Origin of the sequence: Parabacteroides sp. AT13, from assembly GCF_002272965.1 — a bacterium.
Taxonomy (GTDB): domain Bacteria; phylum Bacteroidota; class Bacteroidia; order Bacteroidales; family Tannerellaceae; genus Parabacteroides; species Parabacteroides distasonis.
In genome coordinates this window covers 1,720,945-1,736,496 of record NZ_NQMH01000001.1, presented here as the reverse complement: position 1 = coordinate 1,736,496, position 15,552 = coordinate 1,720,945, and the positions used below count along the sequence as shown (strand labels likewise).

The following is a 15,552-nucleotide window of genomic DNA, read 5'->3' as shown; positions in this document are numbered from 1 at the left end:
TATGTTTATAGAACAACCGCCTTGGTTTTACAGGGCACTGTTCCCGGGGGTAACTTGGCGAATACCGGCAGAGAAGAAGTGTGTGTATCTCACCTTCGACGACGGCCCGATTCCCGAGGTTACCCCTTGGGTTTTAGATATATTGGATACGTATGGGATCAAGGCTACCTTTTTTATGGTAGGGGATAATGTACGTAAGCATCCCGAGGTCTTCCAGATGGTGATAGATCGTGGGCACCGTGTTGGTAACCATACGTTCAATCATATCCAAGGCATCAAGTTCTGGACGAAGAATTATTTGGCGAATGTGGAGAAGGCGGCTGAATATATTCCCAGCAATTTATTCCGGCCTCCTCATGGGCATATGCGTTTTCCGCAGGTAGTATGGCTTCGCCGCCATTATCATATCGTGATGTGGGATGTGGTCACCCGCGATTATAGCCCGCATATGACTCCGAATGGTGTCTTCAACGTGGTAAAGAACTATACCCGTAATGGTTCCGTTATCGTCTTCCACGATTCCTTGAAAGCCGAGCGTAATATGCGTGAGGCAATGCCCCGGGCTGTCGAATGGCTCTTAAAGGAAGGCTACGAGTTTAAAGTTTTTGAATAATGGGTATCTCCCAGTTTATAAAAGATAAAGCTATGGAATTAGGCTTCTCCGCTTGCGGTATCGCTGAAGTAGCGAAGGCCGGGAGCGAGGAGGCTTATTTTGACCAATGGATCGCGGAAGGCTACCATGCTGGAATGAAATACATGGAGAATCATCGGGAAATCCGTCTCAATCCGGATGGCTTGGTGGAAGGTGCCAAATCAGTTATCTCAGTAGCCTTGAATTATTATCCGAAAGTTCTCCGGAATCCGGCGGAACCTTATATCTCGTATTATGCGTACGGAGAAGATTATCACGGGGTCGTAAAGGATAAACTTCGCCAATTATGGAAAGCGATAACCGAGCATCATCCCTCCAACAATGAGGCCCGTGTATTCACGGACTCCGCCCCTCTGTTAGAGCGTTATTGGGCTTGGAAAGCCGGTTTGGGATGGATCGGAAAGAATACGAATCTAATCATCCCGGGCAAAGGCTCTTTCTTTTTCCTTGGGGAGATCGTGACAACTTTGGTAGTCGATACCTATGATTCCCCCAAAAAGAATCACTGCGGTTCCTGCATCCGCTGTTTGGACGCTTGTCCTACCGGAGCCTTGGAAGGGCCGAAACGTTTGAATGCCCGTAAATGTATCTCTTATCTTACGATTGAGCATCGTGGAGAAATCCCTGTTGAGCAAGCCGTCCTTTTAGGTAACCGTATCTATGGATGCGACACCTGCCAAGCCGTTTGTCCTTGGAACCGCTTCGCTATGCCTACGGCAGTAGCAGCCTTTCATCCCACCCCTTCTTTGCTCTCCCTTAAAAAAGACGACCTCAAGGCATTGAGCCGTGAGGATTATAATCGTATCTTTGCGCATTCGGCGGTGAAACGCGCCAAATATGAGGGATTATTACGAACAATACAATATCTAAAAGACTAAATTACCATGAGAAGAACATTTAACTTCTTGCTTCTTTTCTTCCTGTCGGTGATGACGGTAATGGCCGCTCCCGGAGATTTACAAGAGAAGCTTGCCGCTCTAAAAGGAATTAGTGGCATTGAAAAACTTCAATCCGATTATTATCCGGAGAAATATGTAGTACGTATTACTCAGCAGGTCGATCCGAAAGACCCCGCCGCCGGAACATTTACGCAACGGGTTATCGTAGGCCATGTAGGTTATGATCGTCCTACCATTATCGTGACCGAAGGATATGGAGCGGCTTATGCGCTCAATCCGAAATATCAAGAAGAACTATCTAAACTATTGAATGCGAACTTAGTATTCGTGGAGTACCGTTATTTCTTGGAGTCGACGCCGGAACCTAAAAACTGGGATTATCTGACCGCCGAGAACTCTGCGTACGATTTACATAACGTCCGCAATACATTCAAGCAGATCTATCCGGGAAAATGGATCAGTACCGGTATCAGTAAGGGGGGGCAGACTACAATGCTTTACCGTGCCTTTTTCCCGGACGACGTGGATTTCTCCGTTCCTTATGTCGGTCCGTTATGTAAAGGTGTAGAGGATGGCCGCCACGAACCTTTCTTACGTAAGGTAGGTACGAAAGCGGAACGCGAGAGGATACAGGATTTTCAATTGGAAGTCTTGAAGCGTAAGTCCGATATGCTTCCTTTATTGGAGAGCTATTGTAAGAATAAAAACCTGACATTCCGTATCCCGATGCCCGAGGTATTGGATTATTGCGTACTGGAATATTCATTCGCTCTTTGGCAGTGGGGAACTTCGGTAAGTACGATCCCTTCCAAGTCTGCCGACGATCAGGCGCTCTTCGATCATTTGATGGAAATCAGCGGTCCTGATTATTTCGCCGAGAACCAGCCGAATATCTCTTTCTTCGTACAAGCTGCCCGTGAGCTCGGTTATTATGGCTATGACGTAAAACCTTTCAAGAAATACCTTACGATCGATAGCGCCCATGGATACCTAAACCGTATCATGCTTCCCGAGGAACTGGTCGGTAAAGTAGACTTCCGTCCGGCTCTGTACCACAAGATCTATAACTTCTTGAAAGACAACGATCCGAAAATGATCTTCATCTATGGCGAGATCGACCCGTGGAGCGCGGCCATGGTTCCCGCTTTCAAAGGCAAGAAGAACGAGCAAATCTATATCCAGCCCCGAGGCAGCCATCGTGCCCGTATCGGCAATATGCCGGAGGATATGAAGGAGCGGATCCTTACACAGATGAATAAATGGCTGGCCGAGTAAAAATAGAGTAGCCTATTTTTTCCCTATAAAATCCCCGTATTATTACTTATCGGTTGTAATACGGGGATTTTGTCAGACTGCTTCCTGATAACTTTGAATCGTCTCCTTGCTGCCTTATTACCCGATATTCGTTACCTTTGCGAAAATATATATGTGGTATGAAAGAATTTAAGGTATTGATATCAGCTCTTTTCGTCTTGATACTTATGGCCTGCGGCGATAAGCGGGCAGATGAGAGGATCGTTTCCGTGACGATTGAGCCGCAACGGTATTTTGCGGAGAAGATAGCCGGAGATAAATTTAAGATTAATTGTGTGGTTCCGGCAGGGCAAAGTCCGGAGACGTATGATCCTACACCGCAGCAAATGGTGCAGGTGGGTAAAAGCCAAGGCTATTTAAGGATCGGATCGATCGGGTTCGAACAGGCTTGGATGGATAATATCCGGAATAATAATCCGGGACTCAAGGTTTTTGACCTGTCCGAAGGAATTGATTTACTTAAAAGCCCCGAGGAAGAAGAGGAACATGATCACCACCACCATCATCATCCCGGAGGCGTCGATCCGCATACGTGGAGCTCTATCTCTGGAGCGAAGGTGATCGCCAAGAACACTTTGGATGCCTTTGTGTCTTTGGACCCGGAGAATAAGGAATATTACCAAGCGAATTATGAACAACTGACGAAAGAAATCGGAGAGACGGAAAAGACCGTTTCCGGTTTGTTACATTCTCTTGACAATAAGACATTTATTATTTACCATCCGGCCCTGACCTATTTGGCTAACGAATATGGCTTGACCCAGCTTTGCATCGAGATGGACGGAAAAGAACCGTCTCCCGCACAATTAAAGGAACTGGTCGAGACCGCACGGGAACATAATGCGAAAGTCGTGTTTATCCAGCGGGAGTTTGACCAGAAGAACGCCGAGTTGATCGCTAAAGAAACAGGTTGCCGTCTGATCCCGATCAATCCGCTGGATTACGATTGGAGTAAGGAAATGATTCATATCGCAAAATCGTTAGCCGATGGACAAGCTGATTGAGTTGAGAGAGGTTACCGCCGGATACGGTAATAAGATCGCCTTACGTAACGTAACGCTGGATGTGTGGAAAAATGATTTCTTGGGAATTATCGGACCGAATGGCGGCGGGAAAACGACGCTTTTAAAGGTGATACTAGGTCTATTGCCTCCTATTTCCGGAACGATTCGTTTTTACGATGAAAATGTAGAGGTTCCTTCCTTGAAGATCGGTTATCTACCCCAAATGAGCCAGATCGATAAGAAGTTTCCGATCTCGGTACGGGAAGTGATCTCTTCCGGTTTATCCGCGGAGAAACCTTTGTTCCGTCCATTCAATAGATCCCAGAGAGAGCGTGTAGACGAGGTGATCGTACAGATGGGATTGGAGGAGTTGGCGGGCAGGGCCATCGGTGAGCTTTCCGGCGGCCAGTTGCAGCGGGTCTTATTGGGGCGTTCTATTGTCTCCCGTCCGCAGGTATTGATCTTGGATGAGCCTAATTCGTATGTGGATAAACGATTCGAGTCTCGTTTTTATCAGCTCTTGGAAGATATCAATAAAGAGAGCGCTATCATCTTGGTTTCCCATGATATCGGTACGGTTTTGACGATGGTGAAAAATATCGCTTGCGTAAACGAGACTTTGCATTATCACCCGGGAGCGAATGTCTCTGAGGAATGGTTGGGCGAGAAATACGCTTGTCCGATCGAGTTGGTGGGGCATGGTGACTTGCCGCACCGAGTCTTGAAGAAACACCAACACGAATAATTCTTTTTCACGAATAACTCTATTTTTATGATACCACAAATCATTTGCTGGATAAGCTTGCCGGAGATCGGTTATATCGTAGGTATTGCCGTAATCCTGTTCGGATGTAAGGCCGTATCGCAAAACCCTTTCATCAGTAAGAAACAAAAGATTCTTTGGATGCTGACGATCCTGTTCTTGAATTGGATCGGGTTGTTGTGGTATTATTATACATTTTATATGAAAGAAAAATGAAGGATATGAAGATATTGATAACCGGAGCGAGTGGTTTTATCGGCGGTTTCTTGGTAGAGGAGGCGCTTCGCCGTGGCTATGAGACGTGGGCGGGTATCCGTGCGGGTAGCAGTAAAGCGCATCTGCAAGATAAGCGGATTCATTTCATCGACTTGAAATATGGCGATCAGGAAGCGCTTACGGCTCAACTCTCAGACTTTGCCCGTGAGCATGGGGCATGGGATTATGTGATCCATAACGCCGGGTTGACGAAGACATTGGATAAGCGAAACTTTTTCCGTGTGAACGCCGAGAATACGCATCGATTTATCGAGGCTTTAGCCGCCGCCGGCTGCAAACCGAAGAAATTCCTCTTGATGAGCAGCCTAAGCAGCTATGGGCGAGGCGACGAGAAGACTTTCCGCCCGATACACTTGGACGATCCGCAGCGGCCGGACACGGCTTATGGCCAAAGTAAGCTAGAGGCGGAGAACTACATCCGTAAACAAACCTATTTTCCTTACGTGATCTTGCGGCCTACAGGAGTATACGGGCCGGGTGAGAAGGATTATTTCATGGAAATACAAAGCGTAAAGTCGGGACTCGATTTCGCCGTAGGCGCTATTCCCCAGCGAATCACGTTTATCTATGTAAAAGATTTAGCGACCGTGGCCTTCCTTTCCCTTGAGAAAGAGGAGATAGAGAACCGGCATTATTTTGTAGCCGACGGAGATGTCTACACGGATGAGTCTTTTGCCCGTATGATACAAGATATCTTAGGAAAGAAGCGGGTATTGCATGCCCGTATACCGCTGGGATTGGTGCGTATCGCTTGCCACTGTTCAGAATGGATCGGTAAGTTGTTGAAGAAAAGTATGACGCTAAATAGTGATAAATACATCATCTTGAAGCAGCGTAACTGGATTTGCGATGTCACGCCTCTTCAAGATGATTTAGGTTTTATCCCGGCCTATCCTTTACGTAAAGGCTTGGAAGAAAGTATCGAATGGTATAAAAAGGAGGGGTGGTTGTAAGAATCACTCCACCTTCTCGATCTTACCGGAGCCCATTACCTTTTTTTGGATATCTTGGGGATCTCCTTTGTATTTTACGGAACCGCTACCGGCTATCTCTGCCTTGATTTTGTTTACGACAAAGGCTTCTATGTCTCCACTACCGGCAATCTTGCACTCAAGCTCATCCATGGTACAATCGAAAGCACGTACTGTACCGCTACCGGCGATCGAGAATTCAGCTATGCCTACGGTTCCCCCTAGAACGATCGTGTTAGACCCGGCCATATCCCCGTTTAATTCCTCACAATACACTTTATGGCCAACGAAATCTCCGCTACCGGCGATCTCTATCTTTAGGTTTGTAAAAGAGGCCGTGTCGTGGAATTGGATAATCCCGCTACCGGCTAATCCTGCCTCGAACTCCTCGGCTTGTAGAGGGGAATTTATATTTACATGGGTACTGCCTGCCGCCGCTAGTTTCTTTAGATTGCGGGAGTTGGCCGTAACCATGAACTCGGTCGGACGGAAATTCGTATGTTTCCTGAATTCTTTTTTCGGACGGATCTTAAGCTTATGGTTCTCTACATTAAACTCATATTTCTCGAAGATATTCCGGTCTGTCTTTATTTCCAAACCTTCAGGAGCGTCGGATTGCGTGTAATTCACGACCATGCCTCCTCCCTCTAACTCAAGACAGTCATACTCGGAAACCGGGATGTTTTCCGTGGTGATATTGCCGTCTCCTTTTATGGTTTGTGTAGGGATACAGCTGCTTACTAGAAATAAGCCACATATAAGGAATAAAAGTGATATCTTTTTCATCTAATTGATTTTTGGGATGATTAATCTGCTTGTTTGATTTTTCCGACACCGGAGGCGGATTTCTGCGTATGCTCCGGATTGCCTTTATATTTAACGCTTCCCACACCAGAAGTGCTAGCGTCTAATTTCTGGGTAGCGTTCACTTCCATTCCTCCTACACCTGAAACTTCGCATTCCAGATCCTCAACGGGGCAATCGAACGCATATACGTGCCCTACACCCGATACGGAGTATTTGCCTTTCTTGATGTTTCCATTCAAGTAAATATTGCCGACTCCGGATATAGCTACCTTGAAAGTATCACAAGATAAATCAGCTAATTTCACGTCGCCTACGCCACTGATATAAAAAGACGTATTTGTCAGTTGTAGCGGTTGATCGGCGATAAAGTCGATGCTGCCACTGATCCCCGCTTCCTTCAGGTTCTTGGAACTTGTGTTCAATACCAGATGGGTCGGACAGATCTTCTTGCCGGATTTAGCCTTGATGATTAATTTGTGATCCTTATTCTCTATATCCAATAAGTCAAACAAATTCTCGTCCATGCTGATCTCCAACGAGGAGGCGCCATCTGTTTGGGTGTAATTACATATCGCACGGTTCTTCTTGTTGAACGGATTGATGCTTTTCGCCGATTCGATATTGGACCCTAGATGTATTTCCTCGAAATCATCTACTTGAATGGTACGGGTAACAATATTCTTGTTCCCATTGATACCTTTTCGAGCATTCTTACTGATACAACCTGTCGTAGAAAAGATCACCAGCAGACATAGGTATATAATTCTTGTTTTCATTCTTTTACTTCTTCTACGGTACCTTTACCGATTATTCTCTGTTGAACTGCTGTCGGGCCTTTATAACGGATATTTCCTTTACCGACTACGTTGGCCTTTAAATTATCGGTAGCATGTACTTCCGCTAAGCCATTGCCTGTTACTTTGCAACTTAGCTGAGGAACCGCTAACCCAAAAGCGTGTATATCACCACTGCTGACGATACTGTAGTCTCCTTCTTTCGCATTACCTTTCTTGATCGTTATAGAGCCAGAGCCATCGATATCACATTCGATCTTGTCGGCTTCCAGATGATTGACAACCATATTTGCGCTACCGGATACATTCAAATCCAGTTTACCGACCGTAACTGTCTCTTTCAGTTGCACCAAGCTATTGGCGTTCGCCTTAATAACGGTCTCGTCTCCGGTAAGCGGACTGTTTACCATGAAGTTGGCATTTCCGGAAACTTTTGCGGCGGCAAGCCATTTAGAATTCGTCTTTACGATAAACTTCGTGAAATGATCTACCTTCGCTCCTTTGAAAGCGATGGTTAAGACACGATCCTTCACCTCGATATTGACATAGGGATGAAGATTCTGGTCTACGGTAACCTCCACGGTGGAAGGATCATCGGATTGCTCGTAATTGAAATCAATTACGCCATCCACCTTAATCTCGTTATAATCGGCGACAGAAATCTTTTTCGAGGTCAATTTACCATCGCCTTTTACATGATCTGCGGCCCAACCGGTAGTGACCCATCCTAGGAAAAATACCATTAATAAGATAGCCTTTGTTTTCATAAGTATCGTTTTTTATGATTCTACTTTTTAATTTAGACTCTATAAATAAAGAGTTGGTTACAAAAATAGCAAGAAAAAGCTACCGGATATCACATCTAGTAGCTTTTTTAAATTTGATAATGTGTGTATTAAAAAAAATGTGTGTGTTCGATCAATTTGCGCCTTGAATGGATCCAGAGCCGGACTTTGATTTATTCACGTTCGCCGGGCCTTTATAGCGGATGTCTCCACTGCCCGAAACCGATAGGTTCATGTTATCTTTGGCATAAACACGGGCATCTCCGCTACCGCTTACCGAGCAACTCAAATCATTGACAGATAAGTCGTATGCTTTTATATCTCCACTGCCCGATACGGAATAGCGGGCCTCGTCCGCCTTACCTTTCAAGGTGATGTCTCCGGAGCCTGAAACCTTGCTGGTAAGATTCTTGCAGTCCAAATCTTCAAAAACCAGATCGCCGGAGCCGGATACCGAGAACTCACCTAATCGTAATTTCACGTTATGTGGGAACTTTACGTCGCTGGAGCCGGAAATCTTGATTTCCAGTTGATCCTCGGAAAAAGCGTTCTGCGCCTCAAAATCCATCGGGCCGGAAGTCTTTAAGTATTTCAGAGTCTTCGAGCTTCCTTCGATTACATACTGGGTCGGTTTGATACGGGTCCCGTCTTGTATGCGGATAGCTAACCGTCCGTTATTGGATTTGATCGAGAGGAGTGGGAATAGATTCTCGTCGATCGTAATTTTCAAGGAAGCGCTTCGTCCATGCGTATATTTGAATACCGGGAATTTCTTGTTGCTTCTATTTCCCCAAAAATTATTGCCGGAATATTCGATATTTCCACCCAGTTCGATCTCGCTATAGTTATCTACCGATATCTCTTTCGTAATAATATTCCCATTACCTTCTACTTTACTAGCCTCTGCCATGAAGGCACAAAAGATGAGGGCTATTACCGCTACTAATTTTGTTTTCATCGTTCGTATGTATTAAATGTTTATTTGACTTTGTTGATCGAGCCGGAACCCATGATAGACTTACTGATCTCCGGATCTCCTTTGTAATGAATCTCACCACTACCTACGATATTGGCATCCAAGATTTGCGTGGCATATACGCTGATCTCGCCGCTGCTGGCGATATTACACTCTGCTTTACGTGCTTGGCAGTCAAAGGCTTTAATCTCACCACTTCCCGCTACATTGAATGAGGCACGATCTACGGTTCCTATTACCTCGATTTCCCCGCTGCTGGCGAGGCTGCAAGATAGGTTGTCCAGCTGTATATCCTTGGCGATGATATTTCCGCTACCGGCCATGTTACATTCAAGCTTGTAACCTTTTACGGGGCCTCTCAACTCAACGTTTCCACTACCGGCCATATTGATCTCCATCCGGTTTACTTTCGTCGGTTTGCTGATAATGAAACTGCCGGAACCTACCGTATTCAACTCTTTTAGTTCCTTGGAGTTGGATTTTATCTTGTAGACGGTCGGCCTCAAGTCGTAGGAGTTATTATTAAAACCTTTCTTGATAGATTTCGGATAGATCTTTAACGTACCGCCTTCTACTTCGGTCACGAGGTAATCAAATAAGTTCTCATCGATCGTTACGGATAGATAAGGCGCTTTATCCGACTGTTCATACTCGAAATCAGCGGAGCCAACGAACGTGATCTCGTCGTAATCGCTAATCTTTATCTCCCGGGTTTCCGGGTTCCCATTTCCATCGATACGTTTGTCGGCTGCGAATCCGCAAACCGCGATCATCTGTATGCAGAATATAAAAAGTGATACTCTCGTCTTCATCGTCTTTAATTTTTTAGGTTCTTTTCTTAATAGACGAGTGCGGGTTATAAAGGGTTGCAGAAACAGATGATTTTTTTAATTTTGCATCAAGTTAGATTTAAACATAAGGAATATGAAGACACTTATACACACGGACAAGGAACAGATCGAATCGATTATCCGCCAGAGCGATGTTTGCTTCGTTGGCATGGCGGATACAGATGGAACGCCTTATGTATTGCCGATGAATTTCGGTTATAAGGATGGCGTGATTTATTTACACTCGGCGCAGGATGGACGAAGCATCTCTATATTGGAACGTAATCCGAAAGTCTGTATTACGTTTAGTATTGACCATGCCTTGGTTTTCCAGCATCCGGAGGTAGCTTGTAGCTACCGTATGCGTTCGAAGAGCGTGATCGCTTGGGGAAAGGTCGCTTACGAAGAGGATTTCGACAAGAAGGTGGAAGCCTTGGATATTATCATGAAGCAATATTCCGATAAGACTTTCCGTTATAGCGATCCGGCGGTCCGTAACGTGAAGATTTGGACGGTAGATATAGACGAGGTCAGCTGTAAGGAATTTGGCGCTCCTCATAAGAAATCTTATTAAATCAATAAATGATATGAAAAAACTACTTCTTTTATTTGTTCTATGTCTTTGTTTTCCGGTGGTTGACAAGGCTTGTACCTCCATTATAATCACTGGAAAGGCTACTCCCGATGGCCGTCCGTTGATGTGGAAACACCGGGATACCGGCGCTCCGTATAACCATATCGGTTATTTTGACGAAGGTGGTTATCGTTTTCTGGGGCTGGTAAATAGCGATGATCCGGAGGGAGCCGTGTGGACCGGAAGCAATGAGACGGGCTTCTCTATCATGAATACGGCTTCTTATAACTTGAAAGACGATGATATAAAGGAGATGGATCAAGAGGGAAACTTGATGCGAAAAGCCTTGAGAGTCTGTAAGACGGTGCAGGATTTCGAGCATTTCTTGGATACCTTGCCTCGCCCGATGCGTGTGGAGGCTAATTTCGGAGTGATCGATGCTTATGGTGGTGCGGCTTATTATGAGACGAATAATGAGCGATATTATAAGAAAGACGCGAATGATCCGAATCTGGCGCCGGAAGGTTACTTGATTTATACGAATTTCTCTTTCGAGGGGCGTACGGATGAAGGCAAAGGATATGTACGTTATGAGAATGCGAAAAAGATCTTTAAGGAAATGCGGAACGAAGGATTTACTCCTCAGCGTATCTTTCAGCAGGCTTCCCGCTCTTTTTATAATAGCTTGCTGGATATCGATTTGATGGACAAGGGACAAAGTCCGAACAATCGTACAGGCTGGTTTGTGGAGCAGGATTTCATCCCCCGTCTAGAAAGTACGGCTTCTATCGTAATCCAAGGCGTAAAATCCGGTATGAATCCGGAATTGACAACGATGTGGACTGCCTTGGGATATCCTCCTACCTCTGTCGCTATTCCTCTTTGGGTGAAAATGGGAAAGGAGCAAAGTGCTTTAGTTACTTACGACGCATCCTATAAAACAGCCCTATTAGATTGGTATTCCGTTCAATTACAGAAGAATGTCTACTCCATACATCGTGGCAACGGCCAAAAGTATTTGCATTGGCAACTGTTATGGAATGATGACCAATCTGGTTATATCCAACAGCTTCGTGCGGTAGAGAACCGGATTTTCGATTTATTCGACGCTCATAAGACGGAGTGGGAACAAAATGGATTGGATACAAAGGAAATACAACGGCTGTATAAGGAAGTCGATAAGCTCGTAAATAAAGCCTTCTTGGGGCTTCAAAAATCATAACCATAAGGTGTTTTGTTGATAGTGAAAAATACAGTAAGTATTTAAAATATACGTATTGATAATGTCTTTATAATCAGATTGATAAAAAGTTGATGATGTTTCCGGAAAAACATGTACGTGTTTTTCCGGAAACATGTACGAGAATTTGTGAAAACACGTACGTGTTTTGGGAAACAGATAATGAGGTTTTAAATGCATTTGGAAAAATGTACAATAACTATGTGGAAAATAAGCACTGTATCCCTAAGAGATATACTTCATAGGCCAAGGAAGTAGTACTTCTCGTGAATTCCGATTGTGCGCTTAGGAAAACTTGTGCAGTTGGCGTATTTCAAAAAGTTACGTATATTAGTGGTCTGAATCTAATATGAAAAACATGAGAAAACTATATTATTTAGTGATGATAAGTCTGGCTTCCATTTTGATCGCATGCGAGAATCGATCGGAAGAGTGGGACGTGGTGGATTTCGGAAACGATTGTACGGTTGGCTTGCAGGAACATTTGGAATGCAGATTCATTCCTTTGGAGACGAAGGATAGCGTGCTGTTAAAAGATCTCTACCGGGTTTGCTGGGTGGACGATCGTATTTTTGTATTCGATAGAAGTGATGAGATAAATGCGCTTTTTGTATTCAGTGATCAAGGAAATTTTATTACTCGTGTAGGCTTGCGGGGACAAGGGCCGGAAGAGTATCTTTATCTAACTCACTTTTTCGTGGATGAGAAAGAGCGAATCTTGACATTGGTGGATTTTGGTGGGACGGCCTTATTGCGTTATGATCTGGATACCTATCAATATATATCCACGCAAGATGTAGCTGATTATTTTGTGGACTGCGCCCCTTTGGATAAGGAGAATTGGATTTGGTATTATCCTTTGGGATTTGCGACACCGCAAAGGGAAAACTTCTATCTGAAAGCCACGGACAGGAAAGGAGAGCAAGACGCATTGTTGGGACCGGCTTATTTCACGTCCGGCCATACGATCAATGGGAGCAAGACGTTGCATGCCTTTGCTGGGGATTGGTATGCGCATTTCCCCTTTACCCCCGAAGTGTGGAAAGTGAAGGACGGGATGTTGGAGCCTGCTTATAAAGTTCGCTTCGGAGATAAAAGTATGCCTCCTATCGAGTATGTCAAGGAGAAAGGGAGAGGCGGGAGAGATTTCTCTGGCGATCTGTTTCGCTCCGGCTATGTAAATTCTTTTGGGCTGCTGGAGACCGAACAGATCCTGCATGCGACCTATATGTGCGATAAGGTAACTTACTTCGGATTTTATGACAAGGATAGGAAAGAGGCATTCTCGTATGCGTTCCCCAACTTCATAAGGGCTACGGGGTTGACAGGCTTTTACGGTATTTGCGGAGTGTATAAAGATTATTTTATCGGGAAGATCAGTTCGACGGTGCTGTTGCGTAATCAGATACATTATGAGGATTTGAGACGGATAGCGGAGAATCGTACACAGGACGATAATCCGATCTTATGTTTATTTAAAATAGAAAGGTCATGAGAGTATTGTATGGGATTATTGTATTCTTCGCTTTGTTTCTTCTCGCTTGTTCCGATGCGGAAAGAGAAGAAAAACGGCTGGAGGGAAATTTGTTAATGAAAGGGGATTCTGGTGTATGCTATGATGGGATTGGTCTTACCGAGTCTTATTTGGTGTTGTTGGCTCGTGGGTGTGATACGATCATTCAAGTATTCGACAAAGATGATTTGTCGCACCTGCATGCGTTTGCGTTGAAAGGATATGGTGCCACTTATTTCTCTAATCCGGAGTTTATGAAGTCAAATACAAAAGAACCCGCCGGAAAGGATGAGTTCTGGATCGTGGATAACCAACTTACATTTAATAAGATGCAGGTGCTGGCGGATTCTTTGCGTTTTGATCGGAAATATATACTAATACCCGAACTTGTTCCCTCTACGCATTATAATGTCACCACGAAAGAAGTTTATGCGGTTCCGATCGTAGAGAAAAATGTTTATGGTCCTTTCTGCTATGCGAATCGGGAAGAGGGAATTTATTGGGTGGAGCCACCAAAAGTAGCAAGAACGTATCGTTCTTGTAAGCACGTCGCTTATTTGCCTAATCTTTGTGTGAATGAGCGGCAAAACAGTGTGGTTGCTGCCTTGCGTTTCTTCAACCAAATTGATTTTTACGATTTGAAGGGAACTTATCAAAGGAGCTTTACGTATGGGAAGGAGCCTATCGTGCCTTTACTGAAGAAGAATGATACCCAAGTGGATGTTCTTGGAACGACAAAATGCTTTATCGATATATTCGGTACGGATCAGTATGTATATTGCTTGTACGATGGTTCTGCGGATTTTTCGAATTTATCCACATTGCTGGTTCTTTCTTGGGACGGCCAATTAAAGAAACGATTGAATTTTGATCGTTCAATAAAGAGGATTGCCGTAGACCCTTCCGATCGTTTTCTGGTCGCCTTGGCTCTTGATGAAAGTGGAGCATTGGATGTGGTAAAGTATTCGATATGAAGATTATTTATTTGTAACTCTATCAGGCGGATGGGCGTAAGTTGATAAAGGTTGGCGTGGAATTTAGCGCTATAGAACGTAATATTAGTCGTTGGCTGTATTTTTGATGCCTCTTCGTGAAGGTGTTCTCAAATAAAATACTATTTTTGCGCATTATAAAGAATATTCCGCAAATAATGGATATACAGAGGCATAGTAGCGTATTGGGCGATACGGTGGAGAAGCTATCGGATGAGGCATCGTATAAACAATTGTTCCATGCGTACAGGGATGAGGAGGCGTTGCCCTCGGGCGAGGTGCTGAAAGAGATCATCGATCTATGCCGTGCGATCCTGTTCCCCGGTTATTATGGGAATGCCCGTATCAGTAAACAGACGATCCGTTTTCATACGGGCGTAAATGTTGAGACTCTTCATTCTTTATTATCCAAGCAGGTTTATGCGGGACTTTGTTTCGCGGATACATCTTGCGTGACTTGCCCGGAAGAAAAGATCTCCGCTGAGGCAGAGGCTATTTCGGAGGCTTTCATCTCTACGCTTCCGGAGATTCGCGGTCTGCTGGCTACGGATGTGGAGGCGACTTTCAATGGCGATCCCGCCGCTCAAAATCTAGGTGAGGTCATATTTTGTTATCCCGGTTTCCGGGCGATCGGTAATTACCGGATCGCCCATCAATTGTATAAGCTCGGGGTTCCTTATATTCCTCGTATGATTACGGAGATGGCACATTCCGAGACCGGTATCGATATCCATCCGGGCGCGAAGATCGGTCATCATTTCTCGATAGACCACGGGACGGGTACGGTGATCGGCGAGACGAGCGTGATCGGCAATTACGTCCGAATCTTTCAGGGCGTCAGCTTGGCGGGAGAGAAACTTCCCCCCGATGAGAACGGTAACGCTATCCGTGGCGTAGCCCGTCATCCTATCTTGGAAGATCATGTGACAGTATATTCTAATTCCACCTTAATCGGTAAAATCCGGATTGGCAGAGGGGCTACGATATGTGGTAACGTCTGGATAGCGGAGGATGTACCGGCAGGGAGTACGGTTACACAATTGAAAATTGAGAATTGAAAATTATCAAGAGGATAGCCGGAAGGAGATCGAAGCATGTCAGAGAGCGAAATGAGAATAATTAATAATAAAAAACGTAATACGCAATTGGGAATAATTTTCAA

General features: G+C 44.8%; 17 protein-coding genes. 12 read left to right on the top strand and 5 right to left on the bottom strand.

The window, feature by feature from the left end; genetic code table 11:
• The first annotated feature begins 1 nt into the window (after position 1).
• The 7 genes from CI959_RS07325 to CI959_RS07295 all read left to right on the top strand — a co-directional run bounded on the left by CI959_RS07325 (position 2) and on the right by CI959_RS07295 (position 5,861).
• Entirely contained in the window at positions 2-613 is a 612-nt protein-coding gene (locus CI959_RS07325; RefSeq protein ID WP_005860262.1) for a polysaccharide deacetylase family protein, read from the top strand.
• A complete protein-coding gene (queG, locus tag CI959_RS07320; RefSeq protein WP_005860261.1) occupies positions 613-1,530 on the top strand; it encodes a tRNA epoxyqueuosine(34) reductase QueG in 918 nt (305 codons plus the stop codon). The genes CI959_RS07325 and queG overlap by 1 nt, the downstream gene beginning before the upstream one ends.
• Before the next feature lie 6 nt (positions 1,531-1,536).
• Positions 1,537-2,826 carry a S28 family serine protease gene (locus CI959_RS07315; protein WP_009016756.1) on the top strand — a complete coding sequence of 430 codons (1,290 nt, stop codon included), beginning with the start codon at positions 1,537-1,539 and terminating at the stop codon, positions 2,824-2,826.
• A 158-nt stretch (positions 2,827-2,984) separates the two neighbouring features.
• Complete coding sequence (locus CI959_RS07310) at positions 2,985-3,869, top strand: metal ABC transporter solute-binding protein, Zn/Mn family (RefSeq protein WP_005860257.1); 885 nt, start codon at positions 2,985-2,987, stop codon at positions 3,867-3,869.
• The gene (locus tag CI959_RS07305) at positions 3,853-4,614 is read left to right on the top strand and encodes a metal ABC transporter ATP-binding protein (protein WP_005860255.1); all 762 of its coding nucleotides are present in this window, start codon (positions 3,853-3,855) and stop codon (positions 4,612-4,614) included. Before CI959_RS07310 ends, CI959_RS07305 begins: the two co-directional genes overlap by 17 nt.
• Before the next feature lie 27 nt (positions 4,615-4,641).
• A complete protein-coding gene (locus tag CI959_RS07300; protein WP_005860253.1) occupies positions 4,642-4,848 on the top strand; it encodes a hypothetical protein in 207 nt (68 codons plus the stop codon).
• Positions 4,845-5,861, top strand: coding sequence for an NAD(P)-dependent oxidoreductase (locus tag CI959_RS07295; protein WP_010182595.1), 1,017 nt, complete (start codon positions 4,845-4,847; stop codon positions 5,859-5,861). The genes CI959_RS07300 and CI959_RS07295 overlap by 4 nt, the downstream gene beginning before the upstream one ends.
• A 3-nt stretch (positions 5,862-5,864) precedes the next feature.
• On the opposite strand, the gene CI959_RS07290 is transcribed toward CI959_RS07295, so the two are convergent.
• The 5 genes from CI959_RS07290 to CI959_RS07270 form a co-directional block, all read right to left on the bottom strand.
• Positions 5,865-6,665 (bottom strand): head GIN domain-containing protein, encoded by an 801-nt coding sequence (locus tag CI959_RS07290; protein WP_009016754.1) that lies wholly within the window; start codon positions 6,663-6,665, stop codon positions 5,865-5,867.
• 20 nt (positions 6,666-6,685) lie between these two features.
• Positions 6,686-7,462 (bottom strand): head GIN domain-containing protein, encoded by a 777-nt coding sequence (locus CI959_RS07285; RefSeq protein ID WP_009016753.1) that lies wholly within the window; start codon positions 7,460-7,462, stop codon positions 6,686-6,688.
• Positions 7,459-8,247 carry a head GIN domain-containing protein gene (locus tag CI959_RS07280; RefSeq protein WP_005860248.1) on the bottom strand — a complete coding sequence of 263 codons (789 nt, stop codon included), beginning with the start codon at positions 8,245-8,247 and terminating at the stop codon, positions 7,459-7,461. Before CI959_RS07280 ends, CI959_RS07285 begins: the two co-directional genes overlap by 4 nt.
• Before the next feature lie 151 nt (positions 8,248-8,398).
• A complete protein-coding gene (locus CI959_RS07275; protein ID WP_005863610.1) occupies positions 8,399-9,223 on the bottom strand; it encodes a head GIN domain-containing protein in 825 nt (274 codons plus the stop codon).
• 20 nt (positions 9,224-9,243) lie between these two features.
• On the bottom strand, positions 9,244-10,053 hold the full coding sequence (locus CI959_RS07270) for a head GIN domain-containing protein (protein WP_009016751.1): 810 nt from the start codon (positions 10,051-10,053) through the stop codon (positions 9,244-9,246).
• Between the two features lie 112 nt (positions 10,054-10,165).
• Between CI959_RS07270 and CI959_RS07265 the strand changes: the two genes are divergently transcribed.
• From CI959_RS07265 to CI959_RS07245, 5 genes are all read left to right on the top strand, one after another.
• Positions 10,166-10,645, top strand: coding sequence for a pyridoxamine 5'-phosphate oxidase family protein (locus CI959_RS07265; RefSeq protein ID WP_005860241.1), 480 nt, complete (start codon positions 10,166-10,168; stop codon positions 10,643-10,645).
• Positions 10,646-10,658: 13 nt separating this feature from the next.
• Entirely contained in the window at positions 10,659-11,867 is a 1,209-nt protein-coding gene (locus tag CI959_RS07260) for a hypothetical protein (protein WP_009275427.1), read from the top strand.
• Between the two features lie 376 nt (positions 11,868-12,243).
• The gene (locus tag CI959_RS07255) at positions 12,244-13,380 is read left to right on the top strand and encodes a 6-bladed beta-propeller (RefSeq protein ID WP_005860235.1); all 1,137 of its coding nucleotides are present in this window, start codon (positions 12,244-12,246) and stop codon (positions 13,378-13,380) included.
• The gene (locus tag CI959_RS07250) at positions 13,377-14,372 is read left to right on the top strand and encodes a hypothetical protein (RefSeq protein WP_005860233.1); all 996 of its coding nucleotides are present in this window, start codon (positions 13,377-13,379) and stop codon (positions 14,370-14,372) included. Before CI959_RS07255 ends, CI959_RS07250 begins: the two co-directional genes overlap by 4 nt.
• A 176-nt stretch (positions 14,373-14,548) precedes the next feature.
• The gene (locus tag CI959_RS07245; protein WP_005860231.1) at positions 14,549-15,448 is read left to right on the top strand and encodes a serine O-acetyltransferase; all 900 of its coding nucleotides are present in this window, start codon (positions 14,549-14,551) and stop codon (positions 15,446-15,448) included.
• Positions 15,449-15,552 lie beyond the last annotated feature (104 nt).

Coding starts and splice junctions, on each gene's coding strand:
- CI959_RS07265 (WP_005860241.1), top strand. CDS start 10,166: ATGAAGACACTTATACACACGGACAAGGAACAGATCGAATCGATTATC.
- CI959_RS07255 (WP_005860235.1), top strand. CDS start 12,244: ATGAGAAAACTATATTATTTAGTGATGATAAGTCTGGCTTCCATTTTG.
- CI959_RS07250 (WP_005860233.1), top strand. CDS start 13,377: ATGAGAGTATTGTATGGGATTATTGTATTCTTCGCTTTGTTTCTTCTC.
- CI959_RS07275 (WP_005863610.1), bottom strand. CDS start 9,223: ATGAAAACAAAATTAGTAGCGGTAATAGCCCTCATCTTTTGTGCCTTC.
- CI959_RS07300 (WP_005860253.1), top strand. CDS start 4,642: ATGATACCACAAATCATTTGCTGGATAAGCTTGCCGGAGATCGGTTAT.
- CI959_RS07295 (WP_010182595.1), top strand. CDS start 4,845: ATGAAGGATATGAAGATATTGATAACCGGAGCGAGTGGTTTTATCGGC.
- CI959_RS07310 (WP_005860257.1), top strand. CDS start 2,985: ATGAAAGAATTTAAGGTATTGATATCAGCTCTTTTCGTCTTGATACTT.
- CI959_RS07305 (WP_005860255.1), top strand. CDS start 3,853: ATGGACAAGCTGATTGAGTTGAGAGAGGTTACCGCCGGATACGGTAAT.
- CI959_RS07280 (WP_005860248.1), bottom strand. CDS start 8,247: ATGAAAACAAAGGCTATCTTATTAATGGTATTTTTCCTAGGATGGGTC.
- CI959_RS07325 (WP_005860262.1), top strand. CDS start 2: ATGTTTATAGAACAACCGCCTTGGTTTTACAGGGCACTGTTCCCGGGG.
- CI959_RS07245 (WP_005860231.1), top strand. CDS start 14,549: ATGGATATACAGAGGCATAGTAGCGTATTGGGCGATACGGTGGAGAAG.
- CI959_RS07285 (WP_009016753.1), bottom strand. CDS start 7,462: ATGAAAACAAGAATTATATACCTATGTCTGCTGGTGATCTTTTCTACG.
- CI959_RS07290 (WP_009016754.1), bottom strand. CDS start 6,665: ATGAAAAAGATATCACTTTTATTCCTTATATGTGGCTTATTTCTAGTA.
- CI959_RS07260 (WP_009275427.1), top strand. CDS start 10,659: ATGAAAAAACTACTTCTTTTATTTGTTCTATGTCTTTGTTTTCCGGTG.
- queG (WP_005860261.1), top strand. CDS start 613: ATGGGTATCTCCCAGTTTATAAAAGATAAAGCTATGGAATTAGGCTTC.
- CI959_RS07315 (WP_009016756.1), top strand. CDS start 1,537: ATGAGAAGAACATTTAACTTCTTGCTTCTTTTCTTCCTGTCGGTGATG.
- CI959_RS07270 (WP_009016751.1), bottom strand. CDS start 10,053: ATGAAGACGAGAGTATCACTTTTTATATTCTGCATACAGATGATCGCG.